The organism is Pantoea dispersa (assembly GCF_014155765.1).
Taxonomy (GTDB): domain Bacteria; phylum Pseudomonadota; class Gammaproteobacteria; order Enterobacterales; family Enterobacteriaceae; genus Pantoea; species Pantoea dispersa.
Map to the genome: position 1 here is coordinate 180,546 of NZ_SCKT01000001.1, position 14,497 is coordinate 195,042.

Genomic DNA, 14,497 nt, shown 5'->3' on the forward strand with positions numbered 1-14,497 from the left:
GGCAAGGCTAAAACAGGCGAAAAAGCCGCTTTACGCGGCTTTTTACTTTCTGGTAACGCGGAGAACTCAGGCGATACGCTGGGTCGGCGCGGCGGCGGTCAGCGCCAGCTTCACCGGTACCGATTTGGAGGTGGGCGTACCGCTGCCGTCACCGTAGCTGGAGAGCGGTACCAGCGGATTGGTCTCCGGATAGTAGGCGGCGAGGTTACCGCGCGGAATATTATACGGCACCAGCTTAAAGCCGCTGACGCGACGCGTCAGACCGTCATTCCACAGGGTTTCAATATCGACCAGCTGCCCTTCGCTGAAGCCGAGGGACGCCATGTCGTCCGGGTGGATAAATACCACTTCACGCTGACCATACACGCCGCGATAGCGGTCATCCAGGCCATAAATGGTGGTGTTGTACTGGTCATGCGAGCGCAGCGTCTGCAACGTGAATGGCACTTCAACGTCATTGCCCAGCTGCGGGAACAGCGAGGTCGGCAGTGCCGCCGCGCTGAATTCTGCCTGACGCGATGGCGTATTGAAACGCAGTTCTGCGGCAGCGTTACCGAGGTAAAAGCCGCCGGGAATATCACACTGACGGTTAAAATCAGCGAAGCCGGGGATGGTCGCCGCAATGTGATCGCGAATGACGTTGTAATCAGCGGCCATGCCGAGCCAGTCGATGTGGTCGCTGCCCAGCGTCGCGTGCGCGATACCGGCCACAATGGCTGTTTCCGAACGCTGCGTTTCCGCCAGCGGAATGCCGACACCTTCTGAGGCATGCACCATGCTAAACGAATCTTCTACGGTGATGAACTGGTTGCCGCTGGCCTGGCGATCGCGCTCGGTACGGCCCAGCGTCGGCAGAATCAGGCCTTCGTGGCCCGGTACCAGATGGCTGCGGTTCAGCTTGGTGCTGATGTGTACCGTCAGACCACAATGCTGCAGCGCTTCTTCGGTAACCGGTGAGTCCGGCGCCGCCGCGGCGAGGTTACCGCCCAGCGCAATCAGCACTTTGACTTCATCACGCAGCATGGCGTTGAGCGCTTCAACCGTGTTATGACCGTGTTCGCGCGGCGGTTCAAAAGCAAAATGTGCGCCCAGTGCATCGAGGAACGCTTTCGACGGTTTCTCGTCGATGCCCATGGTGCGGTTGCCCTGCACGTTACTGTGGCCGCGCACCGGACACAGACCCGCGCCTTGTTTGCCGAGCTGGCCAAACAGCAGCTGCAGGTTAACGATTTCCCGTACGGTATCGACCGAGTGTTTGTGCTGAGTAATGCCCATCGCCCAGGTGATGATCACCCGTTCGGCGCTCTGGTAAATGGCGGCGGCTTCGCGAATCTGCGCTTCGCTCAGGCCCGACTGCTGCACAATCTGCTCCCAGCGGGTGTCGTCGACGGCCGCCAGATACTGCTCAACGCCCTGGGTGTTGGCGTCAATAAAGGCCTGATCGAATATGCCTTTTTCACCGGCGGCCAGCCGTTTACGCTGCTCTTCCAGTAGCGCTTTGACCATGCCGCGCACCGCCGCCATATCGCCGCCGAGGTTGGGCTGATAATAGGCAGAACTGATGTTGCCGGCCATCGACGTCACCACTTCCAGCGGCTTCTGCGGATCGGCAAAACGTTCCAGGCCGCGCTCGCGCAGGGTATTAAAGGTCACGATTCTGGCGCCGTGATCGGCGGCGTGACGCAGGCTGTGCAGCATGCGCGGATGGTTGGTGCCGGGATTCTGGCCAAAGACAAAAATCGCATCAGCATGGTCGAAATCGTCCAGGCGAATGGTGCCTTTACCGACGCCAATGCTGCGTTTCAGTCCGGTGCCGCTGGCTTCGTGGCACATGTTGGAACAGTCAGGGAAATTGTTGGTGCCCAGCACGCGGCCAAACAGCTGGTACAGCCAGGAGGCTTCATTGCTGGCGCGACCGGAGGTGTACAGCTCCAGCTGGTTTGGATGGTCCATCGCCTGCAGATGCTGCGCGATCAGCGCAAAGGCGTCATCCCAGCTAATCGGTTCATAGTGATCGGTCGCGCTGTTGTAGCGCATCGGGTGGGTCAGGCGGCCCTGATACTCAAGGAAATAGTCGCTCTGCTGATACAGAGTGCTGACGCTGTGCTGGGCAAAAAATTCTGGCTCGACGACGCGGCGTGTCGCTTCCCAGGTCACGGCTTTCGCGCCGTTTTCGCAGAAGCTAAAGGTGCTCTTGTTATCATCGCCCCAGGCACAGCCCGGGCAGTCAAAGCCGCGCGCTTTGTTCATGCGCATCAGGTTACGCATGTTTTTCAGGGCAGCTTTACTGTCAAGGACAAAACGGGTGGTGGCTTCCAGCGAGCCCCAGCCGCCAGCAGCGGCGCGATAGGGCTGAATCTTACGTTTAAATTTCATGATAGTCGCAGGCTTATTGTTTATGAATTGTTATCAGAATATGACTTCTGTTGGTGAGAAGTGTGCGACTGACGGCAAAAGTTGTCTAATTGATTGACTTAATGGTGCGATAGTTAACGTTTATCGCGCGCCAGGGATAAAAGCGTGATCGGCATCATAAATTATCCGCTGCCGCGCGCCGGCGGGTAAGTGTGCGGCCAAATAGTGGCTAATAATTGCTCTTTCCGTTAGCAAAAGGGCGCGCTCCATGAAGCAACTTGCCAGTCAGGTTCACGCATTCGGCAAAGCCTTAATGATGCCGATCTCCATCATTGCTGCCGCCGGTATCTTTCTCGGTCTGGCCGCCGCGTTGCAGAATCCGGCGATCACCGGTGAAGCATTTGCCAGTTTGCAGGTGCCGCAGTTGATCATCGGTTTTATTCGTAAAGTGGCGGGCGCGCTGTTTGCCAACCTGCCGGTATTTTTTGCCGTCGCCAGCGCAATTGGGCTGGCCAAAGCGGAGAAACCCACCGCCGCGTTTGCGGCAGTGATTGGCTATATCGCCATGAATGTGGGGATCAGCGCCACGCTGGCGGCGAAAGGGCTGACGGCAGCCACCACCACGCCTGAGGCGCTGCAGCAGGCGGGCATGGACCAGACCAGCGCCATGATGACGTCAGCCGAGTACATCGACATGCTCGGCATTTTTACCTACAACATGAGCGTGCTGGGCGGGGTGATTGCCGGCCTGCTCACTGTGATGCTGCACAACCGCTTCTATACCCAGCCGTTGCCCACGGCGATCAGCTTTTTTGGCGGGCGTCGCTTTGTGCCCATCGTGACGGTGGTGGTGCTGCCGCTGACGGGCGTGCTGCTGGCACTAATCTGGCCAACCATCGGCCAGGGCATTGCGTGGGTCGGTCAGATGATCGGTAAAAGCGGTCAGTACGGTGCCTTTTTGCTCGGCGCCTGCGAGCGCCTGCTGATCCCGACCGGCCTGCATCACATCCTCAATGAAACCGTGCGCTTTACGCCGATTGGCGGCATGGCGACGGTGGACGGCCAGACCATCGTCGGCGCGCTGAATATTTTTAACACTTCGCTGACCCATCCCGGCGCGATTCCGGACGACACCGTGCGTACCGCCACGCAGTTTCTCGCCCAGGGCAAAATTCCGGTGATGATGTTCGGTCTGCCCGCCGCCGCGCTGGCCATCTACCACACCGCCAAACCTGAACATAAGCAGCGGGTCAAAGCGCTGGTGCTGGCCGGTGCGCTGACCTCGTTTACCACCGGCATCACCGAACCGCTGGAGTTCTGCTTCATCTTCGTCTCACCGGTGCTGTACGTGATGCACGCGCTGCTGACCGGCCTGTCATTTATGCTGATGTCGATGCTGCACCTGATGATCGGTAACGTGCAGGGCGGCGCGATTGATCTGCTGGTGTTTGGCATTCTCGGCGGCAGCAAAACCCACTGGTGGTGGACGCTGGTGCTGGGCGCCATTTATGCGCCGGTTTATTACTGGGGCTTTCGCCTGGTGATTACCCGGATGCAGGTCGAAACGCCGGGGCGCGAATCCGAAGAGGAAGCCAAACCGCAGCAGGTGGCGGCGGATGAACGCACCCGCGTGATCATCAGCGGGCTGGGCGGTGAGGCCAATATAGAGGACGTCGATTGCTGCTTCACTCGCCTGCGCGTGCGGGTCAAAGAGATGAAAGAAGTGGTGGATCAAACGCTGCTGTCGACCGGCGCTAACGGGGTTAATCGCGTCAGCGAACACGATGTGCAGGTGATCTACGGGCCGCAGGTCGAGAAGATCGCTAACGAGGTGAAAAGTGCGCTCGGCGTCGCCTGATGCCGGGCGTAACCGTTAATCATGCGGGGCGCGGTCGGTGGCGACCCGCCGCGTCTCCGCGCATGCATCACCCGCTATCCGCCTGAGCAATCCGCCTGACAACGCAGAAATTTCTTCGCTAAGTGCGCGTTGGGGCGCGACGAGTTTTGCTACCATAACGCGATAAAAATTCGACGGCGGATAAGAAAATCGACATCAAACAATTGATCTATCTGTGCAATCTGGAACGCGAGCGCCATTTTGGCCGCGCGGCGGAGGCCAGCTTCGTCAGCCAGCCCACGCTCTCGATGCGGCTTAAAAACCTTGAGCGCGAGCTGGGGCTGTCGCTGATCAATCGCAGCAACAACTTTGACGGCTTCACCCCAGAAGGGGAACGCGTGCTGACGTGGGCGCGCGAAATTGTTTCGGTGTATCAGGGACTGAAGCTGGAAGTGGAGTCGCTCAAACACGGCGTCAACGGCACGCTGCGGCTGGGTGTGATGCCACAGTGCAGCGTAGCGCTGCCGGCGTTACTGAAAGCGGTGGAAGCGCGCTATCCGCAGCTCGACTATCGCGTTTCTGCCATGAGCGCCGATCAACTGCTGGAAGCGCTTAACAGCCACACCGTGGACGGCGGTATCGGCTTTTTTGAGCTGACGTCACTGCGGGAACTGCATTTCCAGACCGCGCTGCTCAACGATCGCGGCGTGGAAGCGATTTTCCATCCCGACCACTTCCCGGCGCTGCTGCAGCATGAGCGGCTGTCGCTGCACACGCTGGCGAGCCAGCCGCTGTGCCTGGCCGAGCCCACGCGCTATTTCCGGCGTTACCTCGACGGACAGCTGCGTGAAACCGGCGTGCTGCCGCGGGTGATTGTGGAAAGCGCCTCGGTGATGCAGTTGATTCAGAGTGCGCAGGTTGGCCTGGGCGTCATGGTGTCGCCCTGCGGCCATCTGCTACCGGAAATGTTGCACCATCTGGCGCGCCGGCCGATTGATATCGCGCCGATGGGACGTCAGGCGGCGCTGGTGATTGCTGAGCCGGGCAGGGCGTCGCCGCTGTCGCAGCACTTCTTTGACGAAGCACGCCGCCACCTGGCAGATTAGCGCGCTTCGCCCAGCGCCATCAGCAGTCGATCCTGCCAGCTGGCAAATGCCACCGCCTGCATCAGCGTGAACAGGCGCTCGCTGCCCCAGCCCGCGTTTAACAGCGGCTGCAGATGGGCAGCACTGAAGCGCTCCGGCAGCCGGGTAAGCTGGGCGCTCAGCGCGATTACCTGCTGCGTCAGGCTGTCATCGCTGGCCTGATCCACATCGTGCAGCAAACGCCTGCGCCAGCCGTTCGCCAGCTGCGCGAACTGGCGTCGGCAGCCCAGCACGCGCGCGCTGACTGCCTGCGCCAGCTGTTCCTCTTCCCCACCATAAGCCTCAAGCCGCTGACGCAGCGTCGCCCAGCCATACAGCGCCTGGGCATCGTGCACCAGCAGCCAGACAGCGTCGTCGAGTCCGGCCATGCCCTGACAAAAGGTCACCGCTGCCAGCTGATCAGCGCTGGCATAACGCAGCTCAACCGGCTTGATGGCGTGCTGCCAGGCAACGGCCTGACTGAACAGCGCAGCATCGGCGTCGGCGGGCGGCGTGACGCCAGGGATCCAGCGCACCGGCAGGCCCATCATCGCCTGAACCGCGGCGACTACGCGCGCCTGATAGCTGACGTAGCCTACTAGCTGGTTGAGCGTAACGATATCGGGTTCAGTCAGGCCTACCGCATCCAGCGCGCTGATGCTGCTGGCGGTAATCAGCTCCGGCTGCATCGCCAGCTGGCGCGCATACTGCGTGATTTGCGTCAGGCGATTATTGCTTTCGCGCGAAGAATCCGGTCCCGGCAGCGGATTTAGCCGCGCCGAGTAGTGATTGCACAGCCGCTGCACGCCAGCCACCTGCGCCACCGTGAGTGCGGTGCTGAGACGATCGTACAGCGTTAGCGTGTGAGTCAGCGAGGTGCTGACTGCATCGGGCAGCAGGGTATGGCTCAGGTCGCGTGCCGCCTGTAGCACTGGCTGAAAGCGCTGCAGCAACGGCTTCAGGGCGCTGGCTTCCTGCTGCAGGCCGAGCAGAAAACGGTCATCAATATGAGCGGCTTCGGGAACCAGGGGAGCAGCAGCGGACGTATGCGGGCGAGTCTGGCTTTCATAAAACCAGTGGTCATGGCCGGGAGAACGGCGGTGTTCCATGGTCATTCCTTTCGCAAAAAACGGACTGAGTGCACAACGGGCAAATCTGAAAAGCGCATCGCCACTCAAGGGCTAGCTTATCGTCGCTGAACGGCTGTCCAGGGCAAAAGAATGATGGGGAATAATTAATAGCGTGTGGCTATAAGGCGGGGGAGAGAAAAGAAAAAGGGCGAGCACCTGGCTCGCCCGCAGAACTTATTTCAGTTCCAGCTCGTTCATTGCGGCAATGCTGAAGCCGCCATCCACGTGCACCACTTCACCGGTGATACCACCCGCCAGGTCTGAGCACAGGAAGGCCGCAGAGTTGCCTACGTCTTCGATGGTGACGGTACGACGAATCGGGGTTACCGCTTCGCAGTGTGCCAGCATCTTACGGAAATCTTTAATGCCTGATGCGGCCAGGGTACGGATTGGACCGGCAGACACGGCGTTAACACGCACGCCTTCCGGACCCATCGCGTTCGCCATGTAACGCACGTTGGCTTCCAGCGACGCTTTCGCCAGACCCATCACGTTGTAGTTCGGGATAGCGCGCTCTGCACCCAGGTAAGAGAGGGTCAGCAGTGCTGCGTTCGGGTTCAGCATCGCGCGGCACTCTTTGGCCATCGCCACAAAGCTGTAGGCGCTGATGTCGTGCGCGATTTTGAAGCCTTCACGGGTAACGGCGTTCACGTAGTCGCCATCCAGCTGGTCGCCCGGGGCGAAGCCGATGGAGTGAACAAAGCCGTCAAATTTCGGCCAGGTTTTTGCCAGTTCAGTGAACAGGGCAGTGATGCTCTCGTCTTCTGCCACATCGCATGGCAGAACAATGTCTGAACCCAGTTCTTTAGCGAACTCTTCCACGCGACCTTTCAGTTTGTCGTTCTGGTAGGTGAAAGCCAGTTCTGCGCCCTGTTTGTGCATCGCCTGCGCAATACCGTAGGCGATGGAAAGTTTACTGGCAACGCCAGTAATCAGAATGCGCTTACCGGAAAGAAAACCCATAGCTGTAATCCTTATGGTCATTGTTGTTGGCGGTCGCGATGATTAAAAATTGTGCGACCGACGTTAATCGACGTGCGGATTCTAGCACGTCTGTATCAAATGGGGTAAATCGCACCGCGTTTTCCGCTACGGCCGTAGCACTCAACGCTCGCGCCGCCACGCCTCGGCGGTTAACGCTTCGCCAAAATGGCTGGCAATCAGCCGTTTGGTTAAGTCGTGCAGCGGCGAGGCCAGCACGTCAGCGGTGCCGCCTCGCTCCACCACTTCGCCCTGATGCATCACCAGCACCTGGTCGCTGATGTGCTTCATCATGCCAAGATGCTGAGTAACATAAATATAGGCGATGCCGTGTTTCTCCTGCAGCTCCAGCATCAGGTTCACCAGCTGCGAACGCATGGTCATGTCCAGCGAGGCGAGGGCTTCATCAGCGACAATCACCTTCGGCTGCAGAATCAACGCGCGCGCCAGCGCCAGACGCTGCTTCTGGCCGGGGGCCAGCATGTGCGGATAGTAGCCGGCGTGGTCGCGCAGCAGCCCGACCTGACGCAGCGTGGCAATGATGCGCTTTTCGCGTGCTTCATCATCAAGCCCGGTATTCAGCCGCAGCGGAAAATCAAGGATCTGGCTGACGCGCTGGCGCGGATTGAGCGACGTCGACGGATCCTGAAAAATCATGCGAATCCGCTGGCTGCGGTAGCCGTAATCGCCATAAGAGAGCGGGTGGTCGTCGATCAGCATCTCGCCTTCGCTTGGCGCCACCATGCCGCTCAGCATCTTCGCCAGCGTGGATTTGCCCGAACCGTTTTCGCCGATAATGGCCAGCGTCTGCTTTTCGCGCAGGGTAAAACTGACGTTTTTCACCGCTTCAACATGCTGGCGCCGGAACAGCCCGGTGCGGTAGCGGTAGGTTTTGCTCAGGTTGCGCACTTCCAGCAGGGTTTCCATTATTGGCTCTCCATATTCAGCGGGAAGTGGCAGGCATAAAGATGCGCTTTAGTGCCGCTCAGGCGCGGCGTTTCGATGCATTTACGCTGCGCGTAAGGACAGCGCGGACCGAGACGGCAGCCAATCGGCAGATGTTCCAGCGACGGTATCGCGCCGGACAGCGTATTCAGGCGGCTTTTATGCGGCAGCGCGCGGCCAAAGTCGGGCATGGCGCGGATCAGCGCCTGCGTATACGGATGGTGCGGCGTTTCCATCAGATCGTCACTCTGCGCGGTTTCCACCGTTTGTCCGCAGTACATCACGTTGATGCGGTCCGCCCACTGACTCATGGTGCGCAGGTCATGGCTGATCAGCAAAATCGTGGTGTTGTTATTCTGATTGAGGCGGCTCAGCAGACGGAAAATCTGCGCCTGGGTGGTGGGCTCCATGGCATTGGTCGGCTCATCGGCAATCAGCAGGCGCGGCTGATTGGCCAGCGCGATGGCGATCATCACCTTCTGACATTCGCCCTCGGTCAGCTCATACGGGAAGCTGCGCATAATGTCTTTGTGATCTTTAATGCCGACGCGGTGCAGCAGCTCAATGGCGCGCTCTTTGCGCCAGAACCACAGGCGCTGATACCAGCGGCCCTTAAAGGTCCAGCGTGGAATGGCCTGCATCAGCTGGCGGCCGACACTTTCAGAAGGATCGAGGCAGGATTGCGGCTCCTGAAAAATCATCGACACGTTATGGCCAACGATGCGCCGCCGTTCGCGCGGCGACAGGCGCAGCAGATCGATATCATCGAACACCATGCGATCGGCGGTGACACGCCAGTTATCTTTGGTCACGCCGCAGATGGCTTTCGCCACCAGACTTTTCCCCGAGCCGGATTCGCCCACCAGGCCACGCACTTCGCCCTCGTTTAGCGTCAGATTGATGCGATCGACCGCTTTCACCGGACCTTCAGCGGTCATGAATTCTATGGTCAGATTTCGGATGTCCAGTAACGGCATTATTCCACTCCCGCAGCGACGGCGCGACGGATGCCATCGCCCAGCAGGTTAACAATCAATACGCTTACCATCAGCGCGGCACCCGGCAGCATTACCGTCCACGGCGCCACGTAAATCAGCTCCAGCGCGTCACCCAACATCGCACCCCATTCGGGCGAGGGCAGCTGCGCGCCGAGGTCAAGAAAGCCGAGCGCGGCGATGTCGAGGATCGCCATCGACAGCGAGCGGGTAAATTCACTGACCAGCAGCGGCAGGACGTTTGGCAGCACCGCATTCCACAGAATATTCAGGTTGCGCGCGCCATCCAGCCGCAGCGCCACCACATACTCTTTTTCCATCTCGTCATGCACTGCCGTGTAGATTTCGCGCACCAGACGCGGGATCAGCGCCAGCAGTACCGCCAGCATCGCATGCTCCAGCCGCGGGCCAAGAAAGGCCACCACGATAATCGCCAGCAGCAGAGAGGGAATCGACAGCAGCGTATCCAGCACGTGATTCATCACCGCCGAGCGCAAACCGTGGGTAATTCCCGCCAGCACGCCCAGCAGCAGCGCGCAGATTGCTGCCAGCACCGTAACCAGCAGCGCAGAGCCAACCGTCGGCGCCACGCCGCTCAGTAAACGGCTTAGCACATCGCGCCCGAGATCGTCAGTGCCGAGAAAGAAGGAGACATCGCCGTAGCGCGACCACGACGGCGGCAACAGCTGATAGCCGAGAAACTGCTGGTCGATACCGTAAGGGGACAGCAGCCCGCCGAACAGGCAGAGAAACAGCAGGATGCCGAAGCCGTACAGGCCAATCATGGCGCTGGTATCGCGATAAAAGCGCTGCCAGCTGAGGCGAAACGCACTCGGCAGCCGCTTCTCGGCGTAGATGTTATCTGAGGGCATACCACTCCTTGTGTTTCAGCGGATTGAGCGCCGCACCGATAATATCCGACAGTACGCTGACCAGAATTACCAGCCCGCCAACCACCATCACGCCCGCGGAGATCGCCGCGTAATCCTGCTGACGGATGGCGTTAATCAGCCAGCGTCCCAGTCCGGGCCAGTTGAACACCACTTCGGTGATCATCGCCAGCGTCAGCATGGTGGAGAATTGCAGGCCAAGACGCGGGATCACCGGCGGCAGTGCGTTGTGCAACACGTGACGGCGAATCACGGTGAAGCGCGACAAGCCGCGCGTTGCCGCTGCCTTGACGTAATTTTTATCCATCACGTCGCTGGTGCTGTTGCGCAGCAGGCGAATCACTTCGGTAGTCGGTGCCACAGCCAGCACGATCACCGGCAGAATCAGGTGCGTCAGCGCGCTGACCAGCATCTCATGCCGCCACGGTGAAGGGCTAAGCCAGGCGTCAATCAGGGCAAACCCAGTAATGTTCTGCACCGGATAGAGCAGGTCGAAACGGCCGGAAACCGGCAGCCAGCCCAGCGTCAGCGAGAACAGCAGGGTAAACAGCAGCGCCAGCCAGAACACCGGCATTGAGAAGCCCAGCAGCGCCAGCGCGCTGATGGCTTTATCCTGCCATTTATTGCGCATTACGCCGGCGCAGATGCCGAGCGGAATACCAACCAGCAGCGCCAGCATAAACGCCAGCACGCACAGTTCCAGCGTGGCGGGAAACACCTCGCGCAGCTGTATATCAATTGCCTGACCGTTGGTGCTGGAGACACCGAAATCAAACTGCAGCAGCCCCTTAAACCAGAACCACCAGGCATCGAACAGCGAGGCGCCTTCCAGCGGCGCGTTAGGGGTGAAATAGCTCGGGCTGAAACTCACCAGCGAGAGTAAGAACAGGGTGATGATCAGCAACAGCATGCGACGCAACAGATAGATGATCATGCTTACTCCTCGCCGTGCTCATCGCGGTAAACCCCGGCGAACGAGGCGTTACCGAAGGGACTCAGCACCAGGCCTTTAATATCGTGCCGGTAAGCCTGCAGGCGCAGCGACGACGCCAGCGGCAGCACCGGCAGCGCCTGCGCCAGCATCTGCTGGGCGCGATCGTAGCTGTCGATACGTGCCGACAGCTGCTGCGACAGCAGCGCGCGCTGCAGCGCCTCATCAAACGCCGGCGAACACCAGTGCGCGTAGTTGGTCTGCGAACGAATCGCCGCGCAACTCAGCAACGGGCGGAAGAAACTGTCCGGATCGTTACTGTCGGTGGCCCAGCCGGTCAGGGTTAAATCGTGATTCATGGCCATCAGCTGTGCTTCCTGAAAACGCCCCTCGACTGGCGCGATGGTGACGCGCACGCCCACCTGCGCCAGATCCGCCTGCAACAGCTCGGCGGTTTTAAGCGGGCTGGGGTTCCACGACATCGAGGTGGTCGGCACCACCAGACGCAGATGCAAATCTTCAATGCCCAGCGCTTTTAATGCTTCACGCGCTTTTGCCGGATTGTATTCCGTCACGCGCGCATCATTATCGTAAGCCCACGAGGCGCGCGGCAGAATCGAGGCTGCGGTTTCCGCCGTGCCGTAATAAATCGACTCCATCAGCCGCTCGTTGTTGATTGCCAGCGCCAGCGCGTGGCGCACTTCCGGCCGGTCGAGCGGCGGTTTGCGGGTGTTAAACGCCAGATAGGCGATGTTCATGCCGGGACGCAGCGTCATGCGCAGGCGCGGATCGTCGCGCAGAATCGACAGCTGGCTGGCGGCCGGGTAGGCCAGTACGTCACACTCGCCGGTCAGCAATTTCGACAGGCGACCAGTGCCGCCCACGCCGAGGTCGATCACCACCTGTTGCAGACGCGGCACGCCTTTCCAGTAGTGCGGATTGCGCGCCAGACGCAGATATTGTCCGGTGCGGTACTCACTCAGCTGGAACGGGCCGGTGCCCACCGGCTGGCGATCCAGCTGTTCCTGCTGGCCTGCCGCGCTCAGCTGGCTGGCGTACTCCTGCGACAGCACCGGCGCGTAGTGGGTGGCGATATGCCACAGGAACGAAGCGTCCGGGCTGTTGAGGCGGATCTCTACCGTGTCGTTATCCAGCTTCTTCACGCTCTGCACCGAGTCGGCAAACTGCAGGCTGTCGAAGTAGGGATAGCTGCCGCCGTTGACGTTATGCCACGGATGCTGGCGATCGAACATGCGGGCAAAGCTGAAGACCACATCGTCGGCGTTCATTTTGCGCGTCGGCGTAAACCAGTTGGTATGCTGGAACGAAACATCTTTGCGCAAGTGGAAGCGGTAAGTCGCGCCGTTATCGCGCACTTCCCAGCTCTGCGCCAGATCGGGGATCAGGCGATAGGTATAAGGGTCGACGTCGAGCAGGCGGTCATACAACTGTGCCGCCAGCGTATCGACCACCAGCCCGCTGCTGACCATCTGCGGGTTGAAGGTGTTAACCGTGCCGTTGACGCAATAAACAAAGCCGCTGTGGCGGATAGAGTCCGCGGGCGCGGCGAGCGCAGAGGCACTCAGGACGCTGAGACCAAGCAGCAGCGCGGGGAATAATTTTGGCATAGAACTCAACGATTCTCGGGCAATAGCGAGAGTGTATCGCAAAGCAAGCGTACTCCCCAAATCCGCCGCGTATCTGCGCTTTTTTTACCCAGCGGGCAACGGTGGTAAGCACAACATTAGTGTGGAAATGAGAAAAATTCTCAATTAGAGCTTTACAGATGATAATAGGAATGATTATTATTCTTCTGCGCTTCGACGGTGGCTCTACCGAAGAAGAGCACGACATTGCTCACATTGCTTCCAGTATTACGTTGCCCGCACCTCGTGTTGCGGGCTTTTTTTTGTGCTGGCCAGACTGAACACACGCTTTGTGCGCCGGTATTTGGCGAACCTGCGCGACACGCGTAGCATAACGCCATGAATTCCCGGGCGGATAACCCAATGTTAATCAAAACCTTTGATGGTCATAATGACCTGTTGCTCAACCTGTGGTTGCATCATCGCGACGATCCGGCCACTGCCTTCTTTACCGGTATCGAAAAAGGACACCTCGATTTTCCGCGCATGCAGCAGGGCGGCTTTTACGGCGGATTGTTTGCGCTGTTTGTGCCGCCGCAGCGCTACGTCAGCGAAGTAGCACCTCAGCTGGCCGGTGAAGCGTGGCAGCCGCTGGAGATCCTGTGGCAGCAGCTGGAGATTCTGAAAACGCTGGTTGCCCGTTCTGACGGCCGGGCGCGCCTGTGCCTCAGCACCGCCGATATCGCCGCCTGCCGGCGCGACGGCGTGCTGGCGATGGTGGCGCACATTGAGGGCGCGGACGGTTTTGACGGCGACGGCGCCGACCTTGCCGCCTTCTGGCAGGCGGGCGTGCGCAGCATCGGTCCGTTCTGGAATCTGGAAAATCGCTTTGGCGCTGGCGTCACTGGCGCGTTTCCCGGTTCGCCGGATAGCGGTCCGGGACTGACCGCCGACGGCGAGCGGCTGATCACGCTGGCAAATCAGCAGCGCATGATGATCGACGTGTCGCACATGAATGAAAAAGCATTCTGGGACACGGCCCGGCTCTCATCCGCGCCGCTGGTCGCCAGTCACTCGAATGCGCACGCGCTGTGCGCGCAGCCGCGCAACCTTACCGACGACCAGCTGCGGGCGATACGCGATAGCGGTGGCGTGGTCGGCATTAATTTCGGCAACGCCTTTCTGCGCGCCGACGGTAAGCGCGACGATGATGGCGGCTTGATCGAAATTGTTAAACACTGTGAGCATCTGATGACTATTATGGGAAGCGATCACGTCGCGCTGGGGTCGGATTTTGACGGCATCAGCGTGCCCGCAGAGCTTAAAGATGTCACCGGTTTGCCGCGGCTGTATGCGCTGATGCGCAGTCTCAACTATGATCAGGCATTGCTGGAACAACTTGCCTGGGGCAACTGGCAGCGGGTATTGCACCAAATCTGGCAGGCGTAAGTGTATTTCCTTACGCAATCAGGGTTGATCTGCTCGCTACATTGGCGCAACATCGCCCCGCGTTATCCATTGCTGGCGGAAGCTTTGTTTCTGTCGCAATGTTTTTAGCAGAGCCTGCTCTGCGTTTTAAGACTATGAGGAAGAATATTATGTGGAAAAAACCTGAGTTTGTTGACCTGCGTCTGGGCCTGGAAGTAACGCTGTACATCTCCAACCGCTAAGACGTCCTGCCCGCCGTTCGTGCGGGCATTTTCTTTTCCTGCTTCGGTCCTTC

The 14,497-nt window shown here is 59.5% G+C and carries 12 protein-coding genes; 4 read left to right on the top strand and 8 right to left on the bottom strand.

What is annotated here, in order from left to right; genetic code table 11:
* Positions 1-66 precede the first annotated feature (66 nt).
* Positions 67-2,376, bottom strand: coding sequence for an FdhF/YdeP family oxidoreductase (locus H7K56_RS00920; protein ID WP_150360538.1), 2,310 nt, complete (start codon positions 2,374-2,376; stop codon positions 67-69).
* A 247-nt stretch (positions 2,377-2,623) separates the two neighbouring features.
* Here H7K56_RS00920 and H7K56_RS00925 point away from each other — a divergent pair, with 247 nt between their 5' ends.
* Together H7K56_RS00925 and H7K56_RS00930 are read left to right on the top strand one after the other, a co-directional pair.
* Positions 2,624-4,213 (top strand): PTS transporter subunit EIIC, encoded by a 1,590-nt coding sequence (locus H7K56_RS00925; protein ID WP_150360537.1) that lies wholly within the window; start codon positions 2,624-2,626, stop codon positions 4,211-4,213.
* 188 nt (positions 4,214-4,401) lie between these two features.
* Positions 4,402-5,298 (top strand): LysR family transcriptional regulator, encoded by an 897-nt coding sequence (locus tag H7K56_RS00930; RefSeq protein WP_058758655.1) that lies wholly within the window; start codon positions 4,402-4,404, stop codon positions 5,296-5,298.
* Here the strand turns inward: H7K56_RS00930 and H7K56_RS00935 are convergent.
* The 7 genes from H7K56_RS00935 to sapA form a co-directional block, all read right to left on the bottom strand.
* The gene (locus H7K56_RS00935; protein WP_150360536.1) at positions 5,295-6,425 is read right to left on the bottom strand and encodes a CMD domain-containing protein; all 1,131 of its coding nucleotides are present in this window, start codon (positions 6,423-6,425) and stop codon (positions 5,295-5,297) included. The two genes, H7K56_RS00930 and H7K56_RS00935, sit on opposite strands and share 4 nt — an antisense overlap.
* A 195-nt stretch (positions 6,426-6,620) precedes the next feature.
* On the bottom strand, positions 6,621-7,409 hold the full coding sequence (gene fabI, locus H7K56_RS00940) for an enoyl-ACP reductase FabI (protein WP_021505963.1): 789 nt from the start codon (positions 7,407-7,409) through the stop codon (positions 6,621-6,623).
* Between the two features lie 141 nt (positions 7,410-7,550).
* A complete protein-coding gene (gene sapF, locus H7K56_RS00945) occupies positions 7,551-8,354 on the bottom strand; it encodes a putrescine export ABC transporter ATP-binding protein SapF (protein ID WP_059012295.1) in 804 nt (267 codons plus the stop codon).
* A complete protein-coding gene (sapD, locus tag H7K56_RS00950) occupies positions 8,354-9,349 on the bottom strand; it encodes a putrescine export ABC transporter ATP-binding protein SapD (RefSeq protein ID WP_021505966.1) in 996 nt (331 codons plus the stop codon). Before sapD ends, sapF begins: the two co-directional genes overlap by 1 nt.
* Positions 9,349-10,239: a putrescine export ABC transporter permease SapC gene (sapC, locus tag H7K56_RS00955; RefSeq protein WP_021505967.1), complete on the bottom strand. Its 891-nt coding sequence runs from the start codon at positions 10,237-10,239 to the stop codon at positions 9,349-9,351. The genes sapD and sapC overlap by 1 nt, the downstream gene beginning before the upstream one ends.
* Entirely contained in the window at positions 10,226-11,191 is a 966-nt protein-coding gene (gene sapB, locus H7K56_RS00960) for a putrescine export ABC transporter permease SapB (protein ID WP_150360535.1), read from the bottom strand. The genes sapC and sapB overlap by 14 nt, the downstream gene beginning before the upstream one ends.
* Before the next feature lie 2 nt (positions 11,192-11,193).
* Positions 11,194-12,816, bottom strand: coding sequence for an ABC transporter substrate-binding protein SapA (gene sapA, locus H7K56_RS00965; RefSeq protein ID WP_058758605.1), 1,623 nt, complete (start codon positions 12,814-12,816; stop codon positions 11,194-11,196).
* Between the two features lie 387 nt (positions 12,817-13,203).
* Between sapA and H7K56_RS00970 the strand changes: the two genes are divergently transcribed.
* Positions 13,204-14,223 (top strand): dipeptidase, encoded by a 1,020-nt coding sequence (locus H7K56_RS00970; protein ID WP_249042714.1) that lies wholly within the window; start codon positions 13,204-13,206, stop codon positions 14,221-14,223.
* A 149-nt stretch (positions 14,224-14,372) separates the two neighbouring features.
* Positions 14,373-14,444, top strand: coding sequence for a pyrroloquinoline quinone precursor peptide PqqA (gene pqqA, locus H7K56_RS00975; RefSeq protein ID WP_010617686.1), 72 nt, complete (start codon positions 14,373-14,375; stop codon positions 14,442-14,444).
* Positions 14,445-14,497: the final 53 nt, after the last annotated feature.

Excerpts from the sequence above, each read along its gene's own strand:
- H7K56_RS00920 (WP_150360538.1), bottom strand. The coding sequence starts at position 2,376 with ATGAAATTTAAACGTAAGATTCAGCCCTATCGCGCCGCTGCTGGCGGC.
- H7K56_RS00935 (WP_150360536.1), bottom strand. The coding sequence starts at position 6,425 with ATGGAACACCGCCGTTCTCCCGGCCATGACCACTGGTTTTATGAAAGC.
- sapC (WP_021505967.1), bottom strand. The coding sequence starts at position 10,239 with ATGCCCTCAGATAACATCTACGCCGAGAAGCGGCTGCCGAGTGCGTTT.
- sapD (WP_021505966.1), bottom strand. The coding sequence starts at position 9,349 with ATGCCGTTACTGGACATCCGAAATCTGACCATAGAATTCATGACCGCT.
- sapB (WP_150360535.1), bottom strand. The coding sequence starts at position 11,191 with ATGATCATCTATCTGTTGCGTCGCATGCTGTTGCTGATCATCACCCTG.
- H7K56_RS00925 (WP_150360537.1), top strand. The coding sequence starts at position 2,624 with ATGAAGCAACTTGCCAGTCAGGTTCACGCATTCGGCAAAGCCTTAATG.
- sapF (WP_059012295.1), bottom strand. The coding sequence starts at position 8,354 with ATGGAAACCCTGCTGGAAGTGCGCAACCTGAGCAAAACCTACCGCTAC.
- fabI (WP_021505963.1), bottom strand. The coding sequence starts at position 7,409 with ATGGGTTTTCTTTCCGGTAAGCGCATTCTGATTACTGGCGTTGCCAGT.
- sapA (WP_058758605.1), bottom strand. The coding sequence starts at position 12,816 with ATGCCAAAATTATTCCCCGCGCTGCTGCTTGGTCTCAGCGTCCTGAGT.